This is a genomic window from Pseudomonas sp. LBUM1663, from assembly GCF_059695905.1.
On sequence record NZ_CP166792.1, the window covers coordinates 1,487,022 to 1,509,505 of the forward strand.

The window sequence follows — 22,484 nt, forward strand, 5'->3', positions numbered from 1 at the left end:
TCCCCTTCAGACTATCTACCCACGGCCTTCAGAATCGTTGTGAATCAACCTATTGCCCCAAATCCTAAGATCTATGTTCTGCGCCGACTGTGTCGGAAGAGAAGACCTGTAGGGGATACTTTTCGCGCATGATCTTCTTCAGCTACTGCAGAGAATTTCGACTTAATATCCTTCAAGTTTGGCAACCCCGCGACCCCTAGCAATCCGGATGCCACTCCCAATGCGGGGCTACCGATCCAAGCTGCCGCTACGGCTACCCCACCAACAGCCAGGCATGCTGGAACATCAATACCATAAAATTTGAGTTTCTTCTGTTTCGCCTCAGATAGTGCTTTTTGGTGCTCTCGAAAAGCTCGCTCCAGATTTTCAACTACTTGGTCAGCTGTTCTAAAGTAGTTATGAGGGTTAATGCCGATCAGTTCTGAGATTCCGTTCCCAAGAATAGACCTTACCTCTTCGGCGAGCCCCTGTTTACGGATCGCTAATACAGTCTCTGGTGGAACATTTCCAAGCCATTCCAGATTTTTTCCCATCTCTGAGGTTAAAGCCCTGCTGACATGCATGGTTTGGCGCAGCTGAGGGTCGTCGACAACTGCCGCACCTTGGTATTCCAACATCCACGTGTAGTACAGCCAGGAGGTTTCTGCGCAGATCAACGGGGTACCGCCTACGCGTTGTGAATTTGCTTGCGTGGCAAAAGCTTGCGGCATTCGGCCAGTGCAAGCAGTAAAAACAGTATTTCCTGCCACGCCTTCATGAAGCATTTGATGCGCAGGAGACTTCATAGCTCGTTCTAATTGGATTCTTGGATTGCGCTCCCAATCACTATCAAAGATAAGGCGATCTTTACCCGTTAGCTCGGCAAGAACCTGATCAGTTGTTGTCAGTTCTCCGCAAAATTCGGCTAATTGATCCAATGATTCAAATGGGCGGCCAAACAGATATTCGGCGTGTCTGCAACTCAAGATCTCGCTTCCTTGCGTGAGGATGATCTTGTTTTCTTCGCCTAGATCCCTTGGATCTGGAGCAATAAGCACTAGCGGTGGGTCAATATCCGCGGTCGCCAAATCTCTGTAGGTCATGGCCGTAAGCACATGCTTTAACAGGATGGCGACCAGGTCGCGTGGATTCATTACCTTTTCAAGCGGTGCAATTCGAGAAAACGGGCAAGGTAGGACGATGGTGTCTACGTAAAGGCCTGCGGTGGAAACCGCATTTTCCCAATGGGCGGGGAAAATGTCTCCGGCAAATGCAGCTTTTAGTTGAGGACCGTCCTGAAGATGATAAGTCGCCGAGTCGGCGACAGAATTCCAAAACTCGTGAACGGTTCCAGTCAGCTCCGGGAACACATCTCTGAGGTGCTCGCAAAAGTCCGAATCTCGAGCCATTGCATTCGCGACCTGCGTGGGGTTGGCCTTAGCCTCAATCATTTTTTTGTAAAGAAAGCCGAAATGGGTGAACAAGAAATCAAAATATACAGTTTGAGTTTGCGCAAGGCTTACCGCCTTTTTAGCGTCTTCTCTCTGTTTCATCCCCATGATGGCCTGGGATGTTGCTCGTATTCGTCCATCTACAGTAGCGGGGTCAACACGTCCGTCCGGTCGGAGCCTGATTGCTTCCAGGCTGGCTCGGAAACCATCGACCAGGTGGGCTGCAATATGAAGCTTGCCCGCATCAAGCTTTTCTTTGATCAAAAAAACGCGGTCGGTCAGATCCTGAATTTCTTCTTCAGTATGATTTTTCACCCCGAACTCCCTGGCAGTCCTTTTTTTCAAGCTGACGTTAACGATATCCCGAGTGCGGGGAGAGTGTTAATCAATATCCAGCTTTAACTGGATGGCGAGCTTACGGCCAATCCATCATCGAATGGCGGTCGAGGCATCGAGTGTCCACATAGTGCCCACGGCGCTAGGCAATTTATTCAGAATAACGCTGAAAATATCACGGGATACCACGTAATAGCTGGGCTCGATTAGTAATCGTTGATTGGGTAGGTTGATAGGAAATCAACTCCGCATTACCTGATGCAGCTGGCTGGGCGAACTATTACCCCTCGTTTAATCGGTCTCGCGCCGATCTGGTGGGAATTGGCTCAGACGGGCCAAGCCTTGTTTGATATGACCTGCGTTTTCACCAATGGTGTAAAGCGCCCCCGTACGTTACCGCCCATCTCGACCGCATTTTGCTGCTCTGCCCACAGCGTCAGCTCCATCACTGCTGCTTCCGGGGCCAATTGATTCTGGCAAATACGTTCCAGAACATCCGCCAGTGAATATTCGCTTGCGATGGTTGCCGACTCCTTTCGAAAAAATTCAAGCATAGCAGCGACAGTGCGCGGGACTGGGAGCCGAGTCGGCGTCTGGGCGATGTGAAATCGGGGGCGTGTTTAAAATGGCTATTTTTCGCCACCCTGCGCGATACCGAGCAATAAATGCTCTGCAGCCCGCGTAGCACATGGCGTTGAGAGGTGGCGATCAGGCGGTCAGGTGGGCTATTTAAAAAGGTAACTAAATTCAAAACCCTTATAAATCAATTGCTTAAAAGGTTTCGGTAAATAGCTTTCCTGATAGCCCAAGAAATAGCTGGGGTGACCCGAAAAAGAGGATTGTTGAAAGCTCTGAAAGCCTTGTTCTGTCTGGGCTGTAGAAGAGAAAAGAAAATAAAATAGCTTTAATAGTCACTTCAAACCTCAACCGGAAAATCGATTCTATCCGGTAGGGGAGGCTATCTGACGGGCGAGGCTCTCACGCTCCTACCATGTGGCTGGTTCGCTAGCATGGGGGGCGGTGGATTCTTAGAAACTGTCACTGAAACTGTCACCAGGCGCGATTGGATGTCCGTGGACTGCGCTGGAGGCCTTGAAAGTAGTGGAGCGGGTGAAGGGAATCGAACCCTCGTTATCAGCTTGGGAAGCTGGAGTAATGCCATTATACGACACCCGCTCAGAGCGGCTGACTTTGTACCAGATGTGCGCGTGGAAATGAAGTTTTTCTTTGCGCTGGACAGCTTTAGCGCAGGTGAAGCAATACATCAGACCGCATGACGGTCATTCGCGGGCAAGCCTCGCGCTTACAGGAATGCGTTCAACACTGTAGGGCGAAGCTCGCTCGCGATGACTCAGTTTCAGATGGCCAATGCATGGTGGTCCTGGACGTAGTGGTAACGCGGTCGGCTGGCGTGTTGCGCCGGTTTCAGGAAGCCCAGCAGTGCGTCGCGGCTGTCTCGGCAGGCGGCTTTGTGCTCCATGTCGAGAAAGTGGCCGGTGGCCTGCAAGGTACTGAAGGTGGCGTTTTGCACGTGGTTGGCGAACAACCGGGCGCCATCGGCGGCGGTGTATTCGTCCCATTCGCCATTCATGAACAGCACCGGCACGTTGATTTTCTCCGCAGCCTTCAGGAAGCACTGGCGATCACTGTGCAGCAGGTCGCTGATGTGGAAGTGCATCTGCCCGTATTCATGCTCGGCCAGGGAGCTGACGTGGCGATAGTTGAAGCGCTTGAACAGCGTCGGCAGGTGTTTGCCGATGGTGCTGTTCACCAGGTTGCCGACCCGATCCCCATCCCGACTGCCGAGGTAATCAATGCCGCGCTCGAGGTAATCGAGCATGTGCGCGTTGATCTCCGGTGAGAACGAGCTGATCACGGCTTTTTCGATGCGCCGTGGCTGGTGGGCCAGGGCGACCAGGGTCGCGGCGCCACCCCAGGAAAACGACAGCACGTGTTCGGCGGCGAAGTGGTCGATCAGCTCCAGGAGGATCTGCCCTTCGACTTCCTTGGTCAGCAATTTCTCATGCAGGTTGTGCGCTTTTGACTTGCCCGCGTAGGGCTGGTCGTAGCAAACCACATTGAACTGCGGGTGAAGGTTTTTCACAGTTTGTGCAAACGACGCAGTCGTGGCCATCGAGCCGTTGACCAGGATGATGGTCTTCTCTGCGGCGTCTGCGCGATAGAACTCCGTGTAAACCCGATACTGACCCTGTATATCCAGCACAGCGATTTCTGGCCTCATGTCATCAGACTCCAAGCAAGCGGGTATGCGCGCAAATGAGATTGCACGAGCTTTGTGACAGGTAGGCATACGCCTTGAATTTGGAGGCCCATGTCGATCCAATGCAGTCCGGTCGACGGGTATTTTTATTGGCGGGCAGTCTGCCGATCTGAGGCGGAACCTGAGGGTTCTCTAACCGGCAAAAAGTTTCTTAGAAGTATGTTGTGACTCGTCGGTCACATTTCGGCCGACGTCCTGATTCAAGCAGGGGTCACGTCTTCGCGCAAGTGTCATTCGTAAATTGTTCGACAACTTCTGCTGAGCGGTAGGCTGCTTAGATCAAATGGATCTCTTCGGTGCGCAATGCTCGGTACTCGCCCGGTTTTAGCGCGTTATCGAGCACCAGCGGACCCATGCTTTCGCGGTGCAGGCGCAACACTTTGTTGTCGAAGTGGCCGAACATCCGCTTCACCTGGTGATACCGACCCTCGACGATGCTCAGCCGCGCCGCTTTCGGCCCGATCACGATCAGCTCGGCCGGTTGCGTGGTGAGGTCTTCGAACGCGAAGTACAGACCCTCGGCAAATTTCAATGCGTATTGCGGGCCAATCTCCTGCTCGGTCTCGACGTAATAGACCTTCGGCAGTTTGGTCTGCGGTTGGGTCAGGCGCCGCGACCAGCTGCCGTCGTTGGTGATCAGCATCAGGCCGGTGGTGTTGAAATCCAGGCGACCGGCGATGTGCAGGTCATCGCGGTCCGGCTCATGGATCAGGTCGAGCACGGTCGGGTGCTCCGGGTCGCGGGTGGCGCTGATGCAGCCGGGCGGTTTGTGCAGCATGAAGTAGCGAGCGGGCTTGCCGACTTGCAGGACTTCCTCGTCGACCTCGACGCGGCTGAACTCAAGCACTTCGGCATGCGGGTCGCTGACGATTTTTCCGTCGATCCGAACGCGCTTTTCCACCAGCAACAGGCGCACCTGCTTACGGTTGAAGCGCGGCAGGTTGCTGAGGAAACGGTCAACGCGCATGGCTGGGGTTCAGTGGAAAAGGGGCGGGTATGTTACGTGATCAGCCGGGCGGTTGCTTACAACTGCGCCTCGACTTCGGCACAACGCGGGCACAAGCAGGACTTGTCGCGCAGTTCGGCTGACAGCGCTTCAAGCACCGCCGGGTCGATACTGACGCCAAAGCACCAGCACGCCTGATCGACGGTGCGCGGGTCGGCCAGGGTGCAGTCGTTGGAGGCGCCGCAGGCGGGGCATTGGTCAGGCTTGTTCATGCAGGACTATTCATAACGGGAGTGAGGCATTTCCACGCAGGTTCGGTTACGGCCGGCCTGTTTGGCCCGGTACATTGCATGATCGGCCCGAGACAGCAGGGTGTGCAAGGTTTCATCGACCTGCAAGGTGGTAAGGCCGATGCTGACTGTCAGCTGCAGTTCCTTGCCGTCGTAGGCATAACGCTGCTGTTCGACATGTTGACGAATTTTCTCGGCGATCATCAGACCGGTCTCACCATCGGTGTCCTTGAGCAGCACGATGAACTCTTCACCACCCCAGCGGCAGACGATGTCGGAATGCCGCAGGCAACTCTCCAGATCCCGTGCGAAGCCGATCAGCACCTGATCGCCGGCCAGATGACCGTAGGTGTCGTTCAAGACCTTGAAGTGGTCCAGATCCAGCAACAACGCGGTCAGTGGCTTGGGCTCGCGCTCGGCTTCGAGCATGGCTTGCGCCGCCAACAGGTCGAAACCACGACGATTCGGCAGTTCGGTGAGGCTGTCGAGCGTCGCTTGCGCCTGGATCTTGCCCTGGTAGCGCTTGATCACGCGGTTGAGCAGGGCCAGCACGATCAGCGTGACGAGCAGGCAGATCAGCAGGTTGAGGTACAGCGACTGGCGGATTTCACTGAGGGCGCTGTCTTCGCGCTTGTCGACAAACAGGTACCAGTTCAGTTCGGGAATGAACCGCACGTTGAGGAAATGGCCCTGGCCCTGGACGGAATATTCGTAGCTGCCGCTGTGGGGTTTTGGCAGTTGGCTGACCAGGCCCTTCATGTTGTCGAGTTCGCCGAGCTTCTGGCCGATGTGCGCGCCTTGCGGGCCGCCCTCGGCGCCGGTCAGCACCAGGCGGCCGAAATTGTCGACGAAGTACACGCTGCGCTGGTAACGCTGCTGGTATTTGTCGATCAGCTTGATCACCGCATCGACCGTCAGGCCAACGCCGGCGGCGCCGATGAATCGGTTGTTGTAGTCGTAGACCTTGTAGTTGATGAAGAAGGTCAGGTTGTCCTTGTTGGCAAGATCCGGGTCGACATTGATCTCGTAGGGATCGGCCATGTCGCGGACGCGGAAATACCAGGCATCGCGCGGTTCCGTGGACTTGACCTGTTTGAGGACGCCTTTGGCGTGGTAGTAGGTGAGGCTGGTATTGGAGACAAAAAATGCCGTGTAGGCGCCGTAGTGGGTCATGACCTCGTTGAGGTAGCGGGTCATTTTCTCGGGGTCTTGCTCGCCGCTTACCACCCAGTCACGCATGAAGGTGTCGCGGGACATCATCGAGGAAATCAGGATCGGTCTGACGAGGTCTTTCTGTATTTCCGAGTAGACCGTGTCCGAGGTCAGCGGCAGTTCGGTATTGACGATGCTGTCACGGATGGAGGCTCGCGAAGCGTAGTAACTCAGGAAAGAGGTCGCGAGAAAGCCTGCGCCCAGCAACGCGATAAGCGTGAGGACCAACGAACGTTGCGAATACAGCGGCGAGCGAAGCGGCATGACGATTCCGTTGGCAGTGACCCAATGGCAGGCATTCTAATGGCACTGCGGGAAAATGACTCCTTCATGTTGATCGCGAATGATCGTTCCCACACTCCATGCAGGTTGCACCCGGACCTTGTGGGAGCGAGCCTGCTCGCGATGGCGGTCTAGCAGGCAAAACTATGTTGTCTGACAGTCCGCTATCGCGAGCAGGCTCGCTCCCAAAGGTTCTCGCCCTTAAGCCAGGGTTTTCAGATACGCACGCCATCCGCCGAGATGACTGATATTGGCGGCTCCCTCCAACCCATACCCCTCACAGATAAACCCGCTCTCCCAACGCCCGTCCGCCAGTTGCACCTTGCCCAACCCCAGCGGCGCCGGAATCCCGGTCAGGAACGAGCCCAACTCACTGCTCGGCAACTCCCACACCTCCACGGCAATCGCCACGCCACCATCCTTCACCCGCACCATCCCCGGACGAAACGGCGGCCCACCGGCCAATGCATACAGCTGATAATCCGGCGAGCTAAACGTCGTCTCCACCATCCGAGCCCCGCGTTTCTTCAGTTGCCAGTTCAACGCCAACCCATCCAGATGCGCGCCACACACCACCAGCCGCGCGCGATCATTACGGGCGATAGTCGTCAGCGCAGGCTCAGCCGAACGGCGCTGCAAAGCATCCGCCACACCCAACAAATACTGATCGGTAAACGCCCGACCAAACACCGTCACGCCCCAAGGCAAACCATTGCCCATAAATCCGCTCGGCACCGCGACGGCCGCGTAATCCAGCAGGTTCATGAAGTTGGTGTAGTAACCCAGTTCCGAATTACGCAGGACCGGTTCGGCATCCAGTTCCGCCGATGTGACGGGGCGGCCGATGGTAGGCGTAACGACACAATCAAGATTTTCCAGCGCCTTGTCGCACAGCGCTTTCAACGCTTGCAGTCGATATTGCGCACGGAAGGTCTGCACGCCGCTGACCGCCGGCGCCTTGGCCAGCACCGCGCGAATCACCGGCAACACCGCTTCGGGATTCTGCTCCATCAACTCGCCGGCCACACTGTAGCGCTCGGCCACCCACGGGCCTTCATAGAGCAAACGCGCCGCTTCGAGGAACGGCGACAGATCCAGTTCCACCGATTCACCGCCCAGCGCCTTGAGCCGATCGATGGCATCACCGAACAACAACGGGCCTTCAGGGCAGCCGAAGAATTGCAGGTCCTGCGCACGCGGTACGCCGAAACGGAAAGGACGCGGTGTACCGAACGCCGAGCCGTCATTCCACAACGGGTTGCTGCGGCTGTATTCATCTCGCGGGTCGAGGTGCGCGGTCAGCGCCAGCAACTGACTGGCCTCCCGGGCCGTCGCGGTGAATGTCGTCACGCAATCGAGCGTGCGACAGGCCGGCACCACACCGGCCGTGGAGATCAGCCCTTTGGTGGCTTTCAATCCGACCAGATTGTTCAGTGCCGCCGGCACCCGTCCCGATCCTGCCGTGTCCGTGCCCAACGAAAAACTCGTCACGCCCAGCGCCACCGCCAGCGAAGATCCAGCGCTGGAACCGCCCGACGGATACTCCGGCAATACGCTGTTCGGGCACGCGCCATAAGGCGAGCGGCTACCGTTCAGCCCGGTCGCGAACTGATCAAGATTGGTCTTGCCCAGCGGAATCGCGCCCAGCGCCAGCAACTGCTCGACGATGGTCGCCGAACGCTGCGGCACATAAGCAAAATCATGGCACGCCGCCGTGGTGGGAATGCCCGCCAGGTCGATGTTGTCCTTGATCGCAAACGGCACGCCGTACAACGGCAGGCTATCGAGGTCGCGGCCGTCGAGCGCGGCGAGGTACGGTTCCAGTTCTTCGACACTGAGCAAGTGGATGAACAGGTGATAGTCCGGGTTCAACGCCGCGGCTTTATCGCGCAAGCTCAGCAGCAGTTCACGGGGCGTGATGTTGCCGATGCGATAAGCGCTGCGCAGGGCGTCGAGTTGTAGATTGATGTTCATGGCACTAGTCCTTTTTCAAATGGGTTCAGTCGAGTTCCAGCACCACGACGCGCTGTCCGGCGCGCACCGCCGAACCCGGTTGCACGCGGACCTCGCGCACCACGCCGGCCATGGGCGCGAGCAGCGGAATTTCCATCTTCATCGACTCCAGAATCACCAGCACATCACCGGCGGCGACCCGGCGGCCGGTCTCAACCTGAACCTGCCAAAGGTTGCCGGCGATGTGGCTGTCGACGCTCATTTCATTGCTGGCGAGCGGTGCGTCTTCGGTGGCTTCGGGGGCCGGTTCCTCGCTGTCGAAATGCGCCTGGCCGCTGGCGATCCAGCGCTCGCGCTCGGCGTTGAATGCGCCTTTTTGCTGATCGCGAAACGCGTCGATGGTCTCGGCTTCTTTTGCCAGGAAGGCCTGGTAATCCGCGAGGTTCAACTGGCTGTGCTCGATATTCAGATCGAAGCGCCCGAGCGGGAAGTCCCGGCGGATGCGCAGCAGTTCCTCGGCGCTCACCGGGTAGAAACGAATCTGATCGAAAAAGCGTAGCAGCCACGGTTTGCCGCCGAACGCGGCGACCTCGCGATAACGGTTCCACATCTGCAACGTGCGACCGACAAACTGATAACCGCCAGGGCCTTCCATGCCGTACACGCACATGTAGGCGCCACCGATGCCCACCGAGTTTTCCGCCGTCCAGGTGCGCGCGGGGTTGTACTTGGTGGTGACCAGGCGATGGCGCGGATCGAGCGGGGTGGCGACGGGTGCGCCGAGGTAAACATCGCCAAGGCCCATCACCAGATAGCTTGCATCAAAGACCGTGCGCTGCACTTCGTCGAGGTTGGGCAGGTCATTGATGCGGCGGATGAACTCCAGATTGCTCGGGCACCACGGTGCGTCCTTGCGCACGGTGGTCATGTATTTCTCGATTGCCAACTGACAGGCCGGGTCGTCCCAGGACAGCGGCAAATGCACGATGCGTGAGGGCACTTGCAGGTCCTTGGCGGCGCACACGGCGTCCCATTCACCGGCGACAATGCCGAGCAGATCGGCCAGCGGCAGTTGCTCGGGCTGGTAGTGCACTTGCAGCGAGCGGATGCCGGGGGTGAGGTCGATGACGCCATGCAGGGTTTTGCTTTCCAGGGCTTGCATCAGGGCGTGTGCGCGGAAGCGCAGGACCAGGTCCAGTTCAGGTGCGCCAATCTCGAGGAGCAGGTGCGTATCCCCCGACAACCTGGCAACCAGCCGCGTATCTCCCTGACCCAAATCCAACACCACAGGCGACAAAAGACCCTGTAGGAGCTGGCCTGCCAGCGATGAAGTTGATGCGGTGTCTGGTTGGTCCCCATCGCTGGCAGGCCAGCTCCCACAAGGGGTATTCCATTTCAAGGCGAGATTTCGGGCGGTTTTTAGATCGACCGGGAGGAACTGGACTTTGTCGCCGGCCTTCAGCTGCCCAAGCTGCCAAAGATCCGCCTCGATCACCGTCACCGGGCAAACGAACCCGCCCAGACTCGGACCATCCGGCCCCAGGATCACCGGCATGTCCCCGGTGAAATCCACCGCGCCGATGGCATACGGATTGTCATGGATGTTCGACGGATGCAGCCCCGCTTCACCCCCATCGGCCCGCACCCATTCAGGCTTCGGCCCGATCAGTCGCACGCCCGTGCGGCTGGAGTTGAAGTGCACTTCCCACTGGGTCGCGAAGAAGGTGCCGATGTAGTTTTCGGTGAAATATTCCGGTGCACCGTGAGGGCCGTAGATCACCCGGATCTGCCGCACTGTGGGTAACCCGGTGACGTGGCTCAGTTGCTGACCGACGCTGCGGTCGATCAAGGCAGGCACATGCAACACATCACCCGCCCGCAATGCACGACCACCATGCCCACCAAACTGTCCAAGGGTGAACGTACTTTTGCTGCCCAGATAATCCGGCACCTGCAGGCCGCCGCGCAGGCTCAGATAGCTGCGAGCGCCGGCACCGCCAATCGTGCCGAGGCTTAACGTGGCGCCGGCTGGAATCAGCAACGCGGTGTTCATCGCTACGGTTTCACCGTTCAACGTCAGTGGAATGACGGCCCCGGTGACCGCCACCACGGCATCGCAATTGAAACGCAGCAACGGCCCGCTCATGGTGATTTCCAGTGCTGCGGCGCCTTCGTCATTACCCAGCAGAAGATTACCGAGCCGCAACGCTCGACTGTCCATCGGCCCTGACGGCGGCACGCCCACCGCCCAGTAACCGAGACGGCCGGGATAGTCCTGAACGCTGGTCTGAGTACCGGCGCTGAGCACTTCAAAGGTGTTGGCCTGATACACCAGGTCTTCCAGGCAACGGGTCCACGGCTGGCCGCTGGCGAACGGCGCATCGAGCAGAATTTGCCGCAGGTAATCGCGGTTGGTTTCCACGCCATACAGCAGGCTGTCGCCCAACGCCTGATGCAGATCCGCAGCGGCCTCTTCACGGGTCGCCGCCCAGCTGATGACCTTGGCGATCATCGGGTCGAAGTACGGCGGGATCTCGCAACCGGCTTCGACCCAGGTGTCGATACGCAATTGTTTGCCGTCGGCAACAGGGAAGTTCACGGCGGTCAGCAATCCCGGGCTCGGCTGAAAATCACGGCCCGGATCTTCGGCGTAGAGCCGTGCCTGAATCGCATGACCGTCGGCGTTCAAGCCATGACTCAAGTCGCTCAATGGCGGTAAATCACCGGCCGCCAGTTCCACCATCCAGCGCACCAGGTCCACGCCCCACACTTGTTCGGTGACGCCGTGCTCCACCTGCAAACGGGTGTTCACTTCGAGAAAGTAGAAGCGCTGAGCCTCGCTGTCGAAGACGAATTCCACGGTGCCGGCGCTGCGGTAATTCACCGCTTTCGCCAGTTTGATCGCCGCCGCGCAGAGCTCTTCGGCCATGCCGTCGGGCAGGTTCGGCGCCGGGGTTTCTTCGAGGACTTTCTGATTGCGGCGCTGCACCGAGCAGTCGCGAACGCCGAGGGCGATGACTTCGCCGCGACCGTCGCCGAACACCTGGACTTCCAGATGACGGGCGCGCTGGATGTACTTCTCGATGAACACGCCAGCGTCGCTGAAATTGTTCTGGCCGAGGCGTTTGACCGCTTCGAAGGATTCGCTCAACTCGGCCGCGCTGCGGCACACGCGCATGCCGATCCCGCCACCGCCCGCCGTGCTTTTGAGCATCACCGGGTAGCCGACCTGTTCACCGGCAATCAGCGCCGCGTCGAGGCTGTCGAGCAGTTCGGTGCCCTCGAGCATTGGCACGCCATGTTGCTTGGCCAGGGCGCGCGCGGTGTGCTTGAGGCCGAATACGCGCAGTTGCTCTGGCGTCGGGCCGATGAAGGCGATGTCGGCGGCTTCGCAGGCTTCGGCGAACGCAGCGTTTTCCGAGAGGAAACCGTAGCCGGGGTGAATCGCCGTGGCGCCGGTGGCTTTGGCGATGGCGAGGATTTTGTCGACCGCCAGATAGGTGCCGGCGGCTGCGCCTTCACCGAGGCTATGGGCTTCATCGGCTTGCAGGATGTGCAGGCTCGCGCCATCGGCTTCGGAGTAAACGGCAACGCCCTTGACCTGCACTTCACGCAGGGTACGCAGGATGCGGCAGGCAATGGCGCCACGGTTGGCAATCAGGACTTTTTCGAACATGGCATAACCCCGGAGGCGATAGCGCATCAGCCTCGACCTGGGATGCGGGCCGTCCCGCAGTTTTTCGAAATGCACCCGGGCCGTCCCGGATGAACAAAATTCACGCTTTTTGTGGCGAGGGAGCTTGCTCCCGCTCGGCTGCGCAGCAGTCGCAAAACCTGCTGCTGCGGTACGTCAGACATAGCGCGGTTGCAGGGTTTGGGGCCGCTTCGCGACCCAGCGGGAGCAAGCTCCCTCGCCACGAGGTTTAGCGATGCTCTTGCTCTTGCTGTTTGAGGCACTGGCCTGAACGCGCCTGGCACAAGGCGAACAACCATTTACGCAACCGCGCGAATTTCAGTTCCATACCAGCAGCTCCGCAGGGGTCGGGTTGTAGGCGTTGCACGGGTTGTTCAGTTGCGGGCAGTTGGAGATCAGCACGATCACGTCCATCTCGGCCCGCAGGTCGACGTATTTGCCCGGCGCCGAAATGCCGTCTTCAAACGTCAGCCCGCCGTCGGCAGTGACCGGTACGTTCATGAAGAAGTTGATGTTCGGTCCGATGTCGCCCTTGCCCAGTCGCCCGTCGTGGACGCAGGCGCGCAGGTAGTTGTCGCGGCAGCTGTGCATGTAGCGTTTCTCCAAGGCGTAGCGCACGGTGTTGCTCTCTTGCGCGCAGGCGCCGCCGAGGGTGTCGTGGCGGCCGCAGGTGTCGGCGACGATGGTCAGCATCGGTTTGCCGAGGTTGGAATAGAGCACGCTGCCGGTGCTGAGGTAGACGCTGTTCTGCCGGCGCAACGTGCGCTGCACGTCGTAACGCTCCTTGGGATTGGCGACGCTGTAGAACAAAGTGTCGACGGCCTGATTGCCTTCCAGGTCGAGGATGCGCAGGGTCTGGCCGGCCTTGACCTCCATCAGCCACGGTTCGCCGGCCGGGATGGTGGCGCGGTACACCGCGGCTTCTGGATGCAATTGAGCAGCAACGATTGCAAGTGACATGGCAGCGATCCTCAGGCGAACAGACGGTCGGTGTTGATGAAGCCGCGCTCGTTTTCCGGGCGCGAGGTGCGGCAGTGTTCGGCGACGCTGGCGTCGGCGTTCATCCAGCTGAGCTTCAGGGGTTTGGGCGCGTAGTCCGGCGACGGGTCCATCGGATGTTGCAGCGCGGTGAGCACCACCAGCGTGTCCATCGGCGCGTACAAGTCGATGTAGTCGCCAGCCTTTGAATGGCCTTCGACGAAGTGGAAACGCCCGGCCTCATCGACGTTCACGCGGCTGAACAAGTTGAGGGTCATCAGCAGGTCCGAGAGGCCCAAGCCCCACTTGCCCAATTCCACCAACAGGTTGTCGGTGCCGTTGCGGAAGAAGCCGTTGCGCAGTTCCTGATAACGGCCGGCGCCGTATTTTTCCGCGACTTCTTCAGCGCAGAGTACGCCACCGAGGCTGTCGCTCCAGCCGCAGGTGTCGGCGGTGATGGCGGCGAGCACACGGCCCATGTCCGAGTAGAGGCAATGGCCGCTGGTGAGCTTGGCGGTGTGTTGGCATTTAAGGCTGTCGGGCAGGTTCAGGCGTTCGGTTTTTTCATTGGCATTGAGCAGCGTCAGGCTGACGTTGGCGCCGCCGCGCAGGTCGGTCAGGCGCAGCAATTGGCCGCGTTTCAACACGAAGGAACGATGGCCTCCGCCGGGAAGCATTTCTTCGGCGAAGGGCGGGAACAGTTGAGTCGAATCAGTCATGGGCAAAATCCTCTTAAGCGGTGCGAAGCGTGCCTGCCAATTCAATCGGCAAGGCATCGACGGCGGCGCGAGTGGCGCGGCGGTCGCTGTTCAAAGGGATGTCGTAGGTGATGCGTGCGCCATAGGCACCGGGGGCGTGCGGGTCGACGCGGACCTTGTCGAACACCAACAAGCGCGTGCCGAGGCTGAAACCTTCGGACAGGTCATGGGTGACCATGAACACCGTCAGTTGCGTCTCGCGCCACAGCTCCAGCAGCAAGGCGTGCATGTCTTTGCGGATGCCCGGATCGAGCGCGCCGAACGGTTCGTCGAGCAGCAACACGCGGGGTTTCATGATCAGCGCCTGGGCGATGGCCAGCCGTTGTTGCATGCCGCCGGAGAGCTGCGCCGGGTACTTGTCCAGCGAGTGGCCGAGACCGACTTTGTGCAGCAGCCCCGAGGCCTGTTCGCGGGCTTCTTTTTTGGCGCTGCCGAACAGGCGCCCTAGCAATGGCGAGCGTGGCAGTTCCAGGCCTAGGGCCACGTTGTCCAGCACGGTCAGGTGCGCAAACACCGAGTAACGCTGGAACACCACGCCACGGCTTGAGTCCGGTTCGCCGGCCAGCGCCTGACCGTCCAGCAGAATCTCGCCGCGACTGGCGCGTTCCTGGCCGAGCAACAGACGCAGGAAGGTCGATTTGCCACAACCGGACGCGCCGACAAGCGTGCAGAACTCTCCTTCATTGACGTTTAGATTCAGCCCTTCGAGCACGACTTGATCGGCGTATTGCTGCCAGACGTTTTTGACGGTGATGAAACTCATGCGCGGGCCCCCTCATACCAGGGAAAGGCGCGTTGGGTCAGGCGTTTCAGGCCCCAATCCATCAGCCAGGCGAGCAGGGTGATCCACACCACGTAAGGCAGAATCACATCCATCGCCAGGTAACGGCGCACCAGGAAAATCCGGTAGCCGAGGCCGTCGGTAGAAGCGATGGCTTCGGCGGCGATCAGGAACAGCCACGCCGAACCGAGCATCAACCGCAGCGAGATCAGCAGGCGCGGCAACAATTGTGGCAGCACCACGCGCAGCATCAGCGTCCAGGTCGAAGCACCGAGGGTTTGAGCCTTGATCAGCAACTCGACCGGAATCTCCCTGGCGCGCTGTTCCAGATCACGGGCCAGACACGGGGTGATACCGATCACGATCAGCATCACTTTCGACAATTCCCCCAGCCCGAAGACGATGAACAGAATCGGCAGGATCGCCAGCGGCGGCACCATCGACAGCACCGTCAGCAACGGCGACAACGGCGCGCCGAACAGCGGCAAGGTGCCGGCGGCGATGCCCAGGCACAGCCCGGCCAGCGCACTGATGCCCAGACCGATGGCCAGGCGGCGCAGGCTTGATGCGGTGTCTTGCCACAACAGGTATTCACCGGTGCGGGTGTCGGCAGTGAACGCCAGGCGTTTCACCGCGTCGGTCATCTGCACGGCGCTCGGCAGCAGCTTGTCGTTGGGGTTGTCCATCAGCCGCTCGGCCGAGCCCATGAAGTAGGCGAACAGCACCAGGGCGAACGGCAGGATCACCAACAGCAGGCGACTCGGGCGATCCGGGTGGCGATTGATCAGGCGCATGGCCAGTCCTCCGGTTTACAGCTTGGCGTCAGCGGCCATCTGCACGTAGGTCGGGTCGAAGCGCAGCTTGAGGTTGGTCTTGTCGCCGCTGGTCACGCCATTGGCGAAGGCCATGCCGACGGCGCTGGTGTCTTTGGCGCCTTCACCCAGCAAGCCGTGTTGGAACGAAAACTCGGCGACCTTGCGCATGGTTTCCGGCAATTGTTTGCTGGTGGAGAAGTCCAGGGCTTCCTTCGGTGTTGCGAATAATTTGGTGGTGTCGAGTTGCGACTGGAAACCGGCCAGGTCGGTGCCCGAGGCTTTGGCCATGTGTTCGAGTGCGACCTTGCTGACGGCGTTTTTCGCGTTCATCAACTCGACCACTTCAAACCAGGCGCCAGTCAGCGCTTTGCCCAGGGCCGGGTTGTCTTTGAGGGTGGCGCTGTTGACCACCATCATGTCCATGATTTCGCCGGGGATCTGGCTGGAGTTGAAGACCTCGGTCACCGCAGGCTTGGCCTTGATGTCTGAAAGCATCGGGTTCCAGGTGGTGACGGCGTTGACCTGATCGGTGTTGAAGGCGGCCGAGATGTCGGCGTCGGAAGTGTTGACCACTTTCAGGTCTTTCTCGGTGAGGTCGACCGAATCCAGAGCGCGGGCCAGCAGGTAGTGGGACACCGACAGTTCGACCAGATTGACGTCCATGCCTTTGAGGTCGGTGACTTTCTTGCCTTCGCCCTTGAGCACGATGCCGTCGTTACCATTGGAGAAGTCGCTCACGATCAGCGCGGTGCTGTCGACGCCACCGGCCGCCGGAATGGTCAGCGCGTCCATGTTGGTCATGGTGCAGCCGTCGAACTGGCCGGCGGTGTACTGGTTGATGGATTCGACGTAATCGTTGAGCTGCACCACATCGATCTTGATGCCGTACTTCTTCGCCCATTTGTCGACGATGCCTTGGCTGCCGGCGTATTCCCAGGGCATCCAGCCGGCGTAGATGGTCCAGCAGACGCTGAAGTGGTCTTTTTGAGCGGCGTGGGACGGGAGGCTCACGAGGGCTGCGAAAGCAGCGGCGAGCAGGGCGGGTAAACGAAGCTTGAGCATGGGTGGTTCTCCAGTTGATCAAGGGCGGGCAGGAGTCAACGCGGCACCGCGAACGGTGGCTTGTCTCCCGGGCTTTTTTCCCGCCGTGTAACCTCAACTGGAGGTCGCCAACTCTCGGACCAGCCACTCGCCTTAGCGAGCCGGAACCCTAGTCAGCCATTGCAAATTGTGGTGCCGCGAACCTTGTGATGACTCCTGCACGGGTTTGCTAAAGCGAGAGCCGTGCCAAGTTGGCTTGAGGGCTCTAGGGTAGGGGATTGCGCGATGAGCGCTTGTGGCAGGCGAGGCGGTGTTGCCTTGTGATGGTGCGCAAGTGCACCGCTATGGGACGTCGTGGCCGCTGATCTGAGGGGTCCGCACCCTCGGCACTCGCCCCGGCAATGCCAGTCAAATGGAGGGTCAGTTGGCCTGTTCCGGCTGTGGGTCTTTCAGGAGGCCGCCATGTTTCGTCGACTGTTGTTCGCTGTTGTGCTCGGTCTGGGAGTGTCCGGCTGCTACTACTACGCCGGTGGCTACGACGTCTATCCCGCGCCTTATTACTACCCCGGCTATTCACCCTATTCCTACTATTACGGCCCGCGTTACTACTACGGCCCGCGCTTCTACGGTGGCTATCGCTACTACTATTGGGGCGGGCACGGGCCACGTCATTACGGCGGTGGATATCGCGGTGGCCACCATTAATCAGCGGGTGAATAGATGAAAAACCTTTCATCGGCCACTTGTTTCAATCTGTTTCAGGAACGCACCAGATTTGGAAAACGATGTCTGATCTTTCGACAGTCACCGAATAATTGACTGTCGCCTGCCAGCGTCGCTGGTATGGCTCACTCGCGGTCCAGGAGGCCGCCATGCTCTGTCGAAAACAGCTCCACCGAATTCTTCTGATTGCAGTAGTGGGATTGTCTCTTGGTGCGTGCGTGCCCTATTCCGATGGAGGAGGCAGCTACTACAGTTCCGAGGTCTATACCTCGCCAGCGCCCGTCTATTATTCCGGTGGCGGCCCTTATTATTCAGGTGGCGGGGGTTATTACACGCCGCCACGCCGTTACTACGCGCCACCGGCGCGGTACTACCAGCCAACGCCGCGGTATTACCATCAGCCGCGGGTTTATCAACCGGCACCTCGTTATTACCAGTCGCAACGGGGCGACTACCGGGCCCATGGTTGGGACGGGCGAAACCGCGGCGGTTGGAGCAATGACAACCGTGGCCATGGCGGACGAGGCGACCATAACGGTCGCGGTGATCACGATGGCCGAGGCGGCCGTCGGTAATTCTTGACGAAAACCTTTAGAAGGGCGGCGCATCATGCGCCGCTTTTGTTTTGTGGGTCGTGTATGGCGCCCAGGTCCGCGACGGGGCCGTCCGCAATCGTTCTTTACGCTGACGGGTAGCAGGCCGCTCCTGCTCGATTCGAAATAACCCTCCATGGCTACATGTCCTCGGGCGTTCTCGGAACCCTCCTACAGTTTTGTTTCTGCGCATTTGTTAGCGTTTGTGCATTCGTATTGATGTTGAAAAAACTTCAATGAAATGAGGGTGCGCAAGCAGAAAATCAGTTGAATCATGAACCTACTTATTATTCATCAAAACTTTCCTGGTCAATTCCGGCATGTTGCATTGGCGGCACTCAATCAGCCAGACGTTACAGTCGTTGCGATAGGGCGAGATACGGCTCCAGGCGTTCAGGGAATAAGGCTCTTCAGGTATCGACCTATAAGAAAAAAATCCCATTACACTCATTCGTACTTACATCAATATGAAGAGGCGGTTGTTGACGGGCAACAAGTACTTAGGTTGTTAAGACGGCTCAAGCAAGAAGGTTATCACCCTGATGTGATACTTGCACACCCTGGATGGGGCGAAGCACTGTTTGTTAAGGATGCATATCCTGACACTCCGCTGATTAGTTTTTGTGAATATTATTATCATTCAACAGGCGCGGATATGGGTTTTGATCCCGAGTTTCCGAGTGCCCCAGATTCATCTTCAAGAATTCGTCCGCTGAATTCGATGCATCTTTTGAACCTTGAGCAATGTGACATTGGAATTGCACCTACTTCATGGCAGCGCAGTCTGTTCCCTCCAGCGTATCACTCTAAAATTCAGGTGATTCATGAGGGCATTTCTCTAGAAGCAATTGAGCCCGCGCCGATAACCTCCGTAAAGCTACCCAGTGGGCAGGTGCTGGAAACCGGGCAGCCAATCGTGACGTATGTCGCGAGAAACCTCGAACCATATCGCGGATTTCATAGTTTCATGAGATCCATTCCTTATATCCAGGCCGTGCGCCCGGACGCCCAGATCGTAATCGTGGGAGGCGATGGCGTCAGTTATGGGCGTTTGCCGATAGGTTTTGAGAGTTGGCGCAGTAAGTTGCTGGCGGAGTTGGATATAGATCTTTCCAGAGTGCATTTTACGGGCAAGCTGCCTTATAAAGCGTATAGAGCAGTTTTACAGGTGTCAGAAGTGCATGTTTATTTGACGTATCCCTTCGTTATGTCTTGGTCGTTGTTAGAGGCAATGGCGTCTGAGTGTGTCGTGATAGGTTCCGATACCGCTCCGGTTCGGGAGGTGATTGTTGATGGCGTAAATGGATTGTTAGTGGATTTTTTTGACGCTGAGGAAATAGCTGGAAAAGTATGTAGGGTCTTAAAAAGTCCCAGTGATTTTAATTTGATTGGAAGGTCAGCGAAATCGACAGCCAGAAAGTTTGATGCAAGACATGGCGTGCGGGGCTATTTCGATATATTTGATCGAGTGATCCATTGCTCTTAATAAGCTGTTTTATCATTTTAAATGGAGTTTGGAATGTATAGGTCGTCTCGCAAGGATGCATATTGGTGGTGTAAGACCCTACTAAAGTATGGTCTGGTGGTGGTTTTTTGCTATTGGTTGAGGGGTTGTTACGTTGAATCGGAGCGCATGGACGAAGAGCGTGCTCGCAGTCGAGAAGAATCAAAAAAATGCAGTGAAAAACTTGCAGGTATGGAGCTTGTTCCAATATTGGGAGGGGGTCTTCTTGATATAAAGAAAATACCTGGATTTCATTTTGGTTCTACCACAAAAAATAGGGAGTGCATTGCAGAGCTTCTCGAAGGCTCTTTCTGGTGGACCGGTACTGAACTTCGTCCCACCTATCAGGAACTCGGGAAAGAGCCATCACCCAACCGGAAGCTTTTCAGTGTGAATGCGAGGTTGTACACAAGGACAGAATCTACCGAGCCAATTAACATGGGGCGTCAGACCAAGGAGTGGCCTGAAGAGCTTATTGTGAAACTCAAAAAGTATCCCGGTCTGGAGCTATGGCTCAACGCTCCTCCTCCGAGTGTTGAAAACAAGTTCGCAATAAGCGGTTTTATAATGCGCGAGTGGCGTCGGCGTGATGGAACTCCGCGAGTAATTGCGTGTGACGGTTTAGACTCTCCGTCTAGCGAAGTTATGGAAAGCGGGTTCTACACACCGGTTTTGTTAACGCTTAACAAATCACAACTGGGAAATCTGGATTTTGGCCGTTTCAATGCTTATTGCACTGTCGAATTGCATAGCTTCGATTTCGCAGGTGGAGATGCTCGTGTGTATCTAGGGACAGGTTCGCTACGTGCGGCTCCTACAGTGCTTAAGTTTATTAGTGATTATCTTTCTAGTTCCATAATTACAGGGAAGTAATGATGAGTTATGTTTTTAATGCTATCGAGAAAGAAAAAATTATCAATGCTGTCGGTATATGCGATGGAATGGAATTCAACTCGAAATTAGAAGAGTATAAGGCAATTGCGTTAGAGGGTAGAAATTGTGCGCCTTTCTATAAAATATTGTCCGAAATAATTGGTGAAAAGATTTCTGGCTCATTGGTTTTTGATGAGGGTGTCAAGAAGATTTTTAAAAGTGCCAAGCTGTGGCTTGATGTGGCAATTGATGCTAATGGAGGGGGCGGTGCTTACTCAGCTTTGATTCGTGCTTATACAAGACGGCAAGGACAACTGCGACGGGATAAGTTGTTTAGTGAAGAATTGATGCAGAAGTCGTCGAATCAGGTGGCAGTCAATTTCATGAATACTTTGATGTATGGGTCTCTTAAAGATAATTTGGCGCCGTGGACCGTGCCTTCAATAGACCAAATCGCTTCCATCGATGCAAGCGCCATCGGCAGAATACTGTTCCCAAAGGAAGTTGGCGAAGAAGATACCGCTTCAAGCCGTAACTCAGGATGGTCAGGGACGATCGGCTTTAGTCTCTTGGGTGGGGAGTACCCCTATGAAACGTGGAGATTAATCTCGGCGGGTGATCCTGAGTCGGAAATTAAAGGAAGGCATCAACTAGCAAAAATTAATAGGGTAGATGATTTTAAGAATATCTTGTTCGCCATAGATTCCTACAGCGTGGCTCTTGAAGCAGTGGTCAAGAATTTCGGCTGGAACTCATTTGAGAGCCTGTTTTCCGTTGTGCCTGAACAGATAAATATTGCACGTAGCAGTGGAAGCTATAATCCACTCATTCAGTCTGTTGTCAAAGGTACGCCTATTTCGCCCGCAGTGGACCTGATATTAAGGTACGGGGTGAATGCCTTTTTTGATATGTTCAGAAGAACATATGACGGTGACACTACTTTCGTGGTAACCACGGATGAGACATTTGTTGCTAACGCCTACACATTTTTTTCGGTAATTCCATCAAGTCAATCCCAAAGCATTGTCGCCAAGACAATTGGGGAATACGGCAGCGCTTCGGAGTGGGGAGTACAAGCCGCCGAGGATACGTCCATCGGGCAGGCATTACGTAACTCTCTCAAACACCTGAGTGAAATAGTTATAGAAAGAGGCGAAGGTTTTTCAGGCCGTGGGTTGGAACTCTATGATTCGAAAACCGGCGAAGGTGTCATTACGGAGCAATGGCTATTTGATCGCGCGGATATGTTAGGCCGCTTGATAGCCAGAACCCTCGGATCATTCGGTGAAAATACGGCTCAGAAGTTTTCTTACTCAGATCTTGCGTCTGGCAAACAGGCGCCCATGGCTACCGGGGTTTTAAATCCCTTGGTTATGTTTGGTGATGAAGGAGGGCGCTCGTTCAGCGGAGGGCAAAATGGCGACCATCTTCATGGTGGCGCAGGCAATGACTCGATCAACGGCGGCGAAGGAAATGATTATGTTGAAGGCGGTCATGGTAAAGACTCGTTAAGCGGCGGAGGTGGAAATGATGGGCTACACGGGATGGCCGGTGATGATGTCTTGGTGGGCGGCAAAGGTAACGATGTTCTGATTGGAGGCGCCGGCAATGATCGATATGAATTCACCAGTGGCGATGGAATCGATCAGATTTACGATATAAACGCCGATGGTCAGATACTTATAAATGGCCTTCCGATTTCGCTCCCAAAACGTGTTGGTCCTCAGAGCAATACCTGGAACACTGAAGATGGCGTCGTTACTTTAACCCTCGTCGAAGAACTCTCTGAAAAAATACTCAATATCAAATACGGCCAGAATGACCTGATTGTCATAAGACACTACACACCGGGAATGTTCGGCATCCAACTTCCAGGCTACGTAAGCCAGCGCCCTGCGAAGCCCCATCTCACCATCACCGGTGACCGAAAAGCTTAAGATGCCGATCCGGATGTTCCCGGTGAGCAGCTTTCCTACGATGAGCTGGGCAACGTT

17 protein-coding genes, 1 tRNA gene, 1 pseudogene and 1 riboswitch are annotated in these 22,484 nt (G+C 56.9%); of the genes and pseudogenes, 5 read left to right on the forward strand and 14 right to left on the reverse strand.

All coding sequences use genetic code 11. From position 1 onward, the window contains the following. Positions 1 to 71: 71 nt before the first annotated feature. From ACA075_RS06665 to ACA075_RS06730, 14 genes and pseudogenes are all read right to left on the reverse strand, one after another. Positions 72 to 1,745, reverse strand: a complete 1,674-nt coding sequence (locus ACA075_RS06665) for a hypothetical protein (protein ID WP_497297806.1) — start codon at positions 1,743 to 1,745, stop codon at positions 72 to 74. Positions 1,746 to 2,057: 312 nt separating this feature from the next. Beyond that, positions 2,058 to 2,287, reverse strand: a pseudogene (locus ACA075_RS06670) (hypothetical protein). Positions 2,288 to 2,868: 581 nt separating this feature from the next. Continuing rightward, positions 2,869 to 2,942, reverse strand: a tRNA-Gly gene (locus ACA075_RS06675). Positions 2,943 to 3,123: 181 nt separating this feature from the next. Beyond that, positions 3,124 to 4,008 (reverse strand): alpha/beta fold hydrolase, encoded by an 885-nt coding sequence (locus ACA075_RS06680; protein WP_497297807.1) that lies wholly within the window; start codon positions 4,006 to 4,008, stop codon positions 3,124 to 3,126. Between the two features lie 313 nt (positions 4,009 to 4,321). After that, positions 4,322 to 5,014, reverse strand: a complete 693-nt coding sequence (locus ACA075_RS06685; protein WP_497297808.1) for a pseudouridine synthase — start codon at positions 5,012 to 5,014, stop codon at positions 4,322 to 4,324. A gap of 56 nt (positions 5,015 to 5,070) precedes the next feature. Continuing rightward, the gene (locus ACA075_RS06690) at positions 5,071 to 5,265 is read right to left on the reverse strand and encodes a cysteine-rich CWC family protein (protein WP_497297809.1); all 195 of its coding nucleotides are present in this window, start codon (positions 5,263 to 5,265) and stop codon (positions 5,071 to 5,073) included. A 6-nt stretch (positions 5,266 to 5,271) separates the two neighbouring features. Further along, positions 5,272 to 6,759: a sensor domain-containing diguanylate cyclase gene (locus ACA075_RS06695; protein ID WP_497297810.1), complete on the reverse strand. Its 1,488-nt coding sequence runs from the start codon at positions 6,757 to 6,759 to the stop codon at positions 5,272 to 5,274. A 219-nt stretch (positions 6,760 to 6,978) separates the two neighbouring features. Next, positions 6,979 to 8,751: an allophanate hydrolase gene (gene atzF, locus ACA075_RS06700; RefSeq protein WP_497297811.1), complete on the reverse strand. Its 1,773-nt coding sequence runs from the start codon at positions 8,749 to 8,751 to the stop codon at positions 6,979 to 6,981. Positions 8,752 to 8,776: 25 nt separating this feature from the next. Then, complete coding sequence (uca, locus tag ACA075_RS06705; protein WP_497299206.1) at positions 8,777 to 12,406, reverse strand: urea carboxylase; 3,630 nt, start codon at positions 12,404 to 12,406, stop codon at positions 8,777 to 8,779. 336 nt (positions 12,407 to 12,742) lie between these two features. Further along, positions 12,743 to 13,384, reverse strand: coding sequence for an urea amidolyase associated protein UAAP2 (locus ACA075_RS06710; protein WP_497297812.1), 642 nt, complete (start codon positions 13,382 to 13,384; stop codon positions 12,743 to 12,745). 11 nt (positions 13,385 to 13,395) lie between these two features. Continuing rightward, positions 13,396 to 14,121: an urea amidolyase associated protein UAAP1 gene (locus ACA075_RS06715; protein WP_497297813.1), complete on the reverse strand. Its 726-nt coding sequence runs from the start codon at positions 14,119 to 14,121 to the stop codon at positions 13,396 to 13,398. Between the two features lie 13 nt (positions 14,122 to 14,134). Further along, on the reverse strand, positions 14,135 to 14,923 hold the full coding sequence (locus tag ACA075_RS06720) for an ABC transporter ATP-binding protein (RefSeq protein WP_497297814.1): 789 nt from the start codon (positions 14,921 to 14,923) through the stop codon (positions 14,135 to 14,137). Further along, positions 14,920 to 15,735, reverse strand: coding sequence for an ABC transporter permease (locus tag ACA075_RS06725; RefSeq protein WP_497297815.1), 816 nt, complete (start codon positions 15,733 to 15,735; stop codon positions 14,920 to 14,922). Before ACA075_RS06725 ends, ACA075_RS06720 begins: the two co-directional genes overlap by 4 nt. 15 nt (positions 15,736 to 15,750) lie before the next feature. Then, a complete protein-coding gene (locus tag ACA075_RS06730; protein WP_497297816.1) occupies positions 15,751 to 16,818 on the reverse strand; it encodes a putative urea ABC transporter substrate-binding protein in 1,068 nt (355 codons plus the stop codon). 62 nt (positions 16,819 to 16,880) lie between these two features. Continuing rightward, positions 16,881 to 16,981, reverse strand: a riboswitch (guanidine-I (ykkC/yxkD leader). 278 nt (positions 16,982 to 17,259) lie between these two features. Here ACA075_RS06730 and ACA075_RS06735 point away from each other — a divergent pair. From ACA075_RS06735 to ACA075_RS06755, 5 genes are all read left to right on the forward strand, one after another. Beyond that, the gene (locus tag ACA075_RS06735; RefSeq protein ID WP_497297818.1) at positions 17,260 to 17,502 is read left to right on the forward strand and encodes a hypothetical protein; all 243 of its coding nucleotides are present in this window, start codon (positions 17,260 to 17,262) and stop codon (positions 17,500 to 17,502) included. Between the two features lie 167 nt (positions 17,503 to 17,669). Continuing rightward, entirely contained in the window at positions 17,670 to 18,095 is a 426-nt protein-coding gene (locus ACA075_RS06740; protein ID WP_497297819.1) for a hypothetical protein, read from the forward strand. 292 nt (positions 18,096 to 18,387) lie between these two features. Continuing rightward, positions 18,388 to 19,599, forward strand: coding sequence for a glycosyltransferase family 4 protein (locus tag ACA075_RS06745; protein WP_497297821.1), 1,212 nt, complete (start codon positions 18,388 to 18,390; stop codon positions 19,597 to 19,599). Between the two features lie 147 nt (positions 19,600 to 19,746). Next, a complete protein-coding gene (locus ACA075_RS06750) occupies positions 19,747 to 20,490 on the forward strand; it encodes a hypothetical protein (RefSeq protein ID WP_497297822.1) in 744 nt (247 codons plus the stop codon). Then, a complete protein-coding gene (locus ACA075_RS06755) occupies positions 20,490 to 22,427 on the forward strand; it encodes a calcium-binding protein (protein WP_497297824.1) in 1,938 nt (645 codons plus the stop codon). The genes ACA075_RS06750 and ACA075_RS06755 overlap by 1 nt, the downstream gene beginning before the upstream one ends. The last annotated feature ends 57 nt before the right edge of the window (positions 22,428 to 22,484 follow it).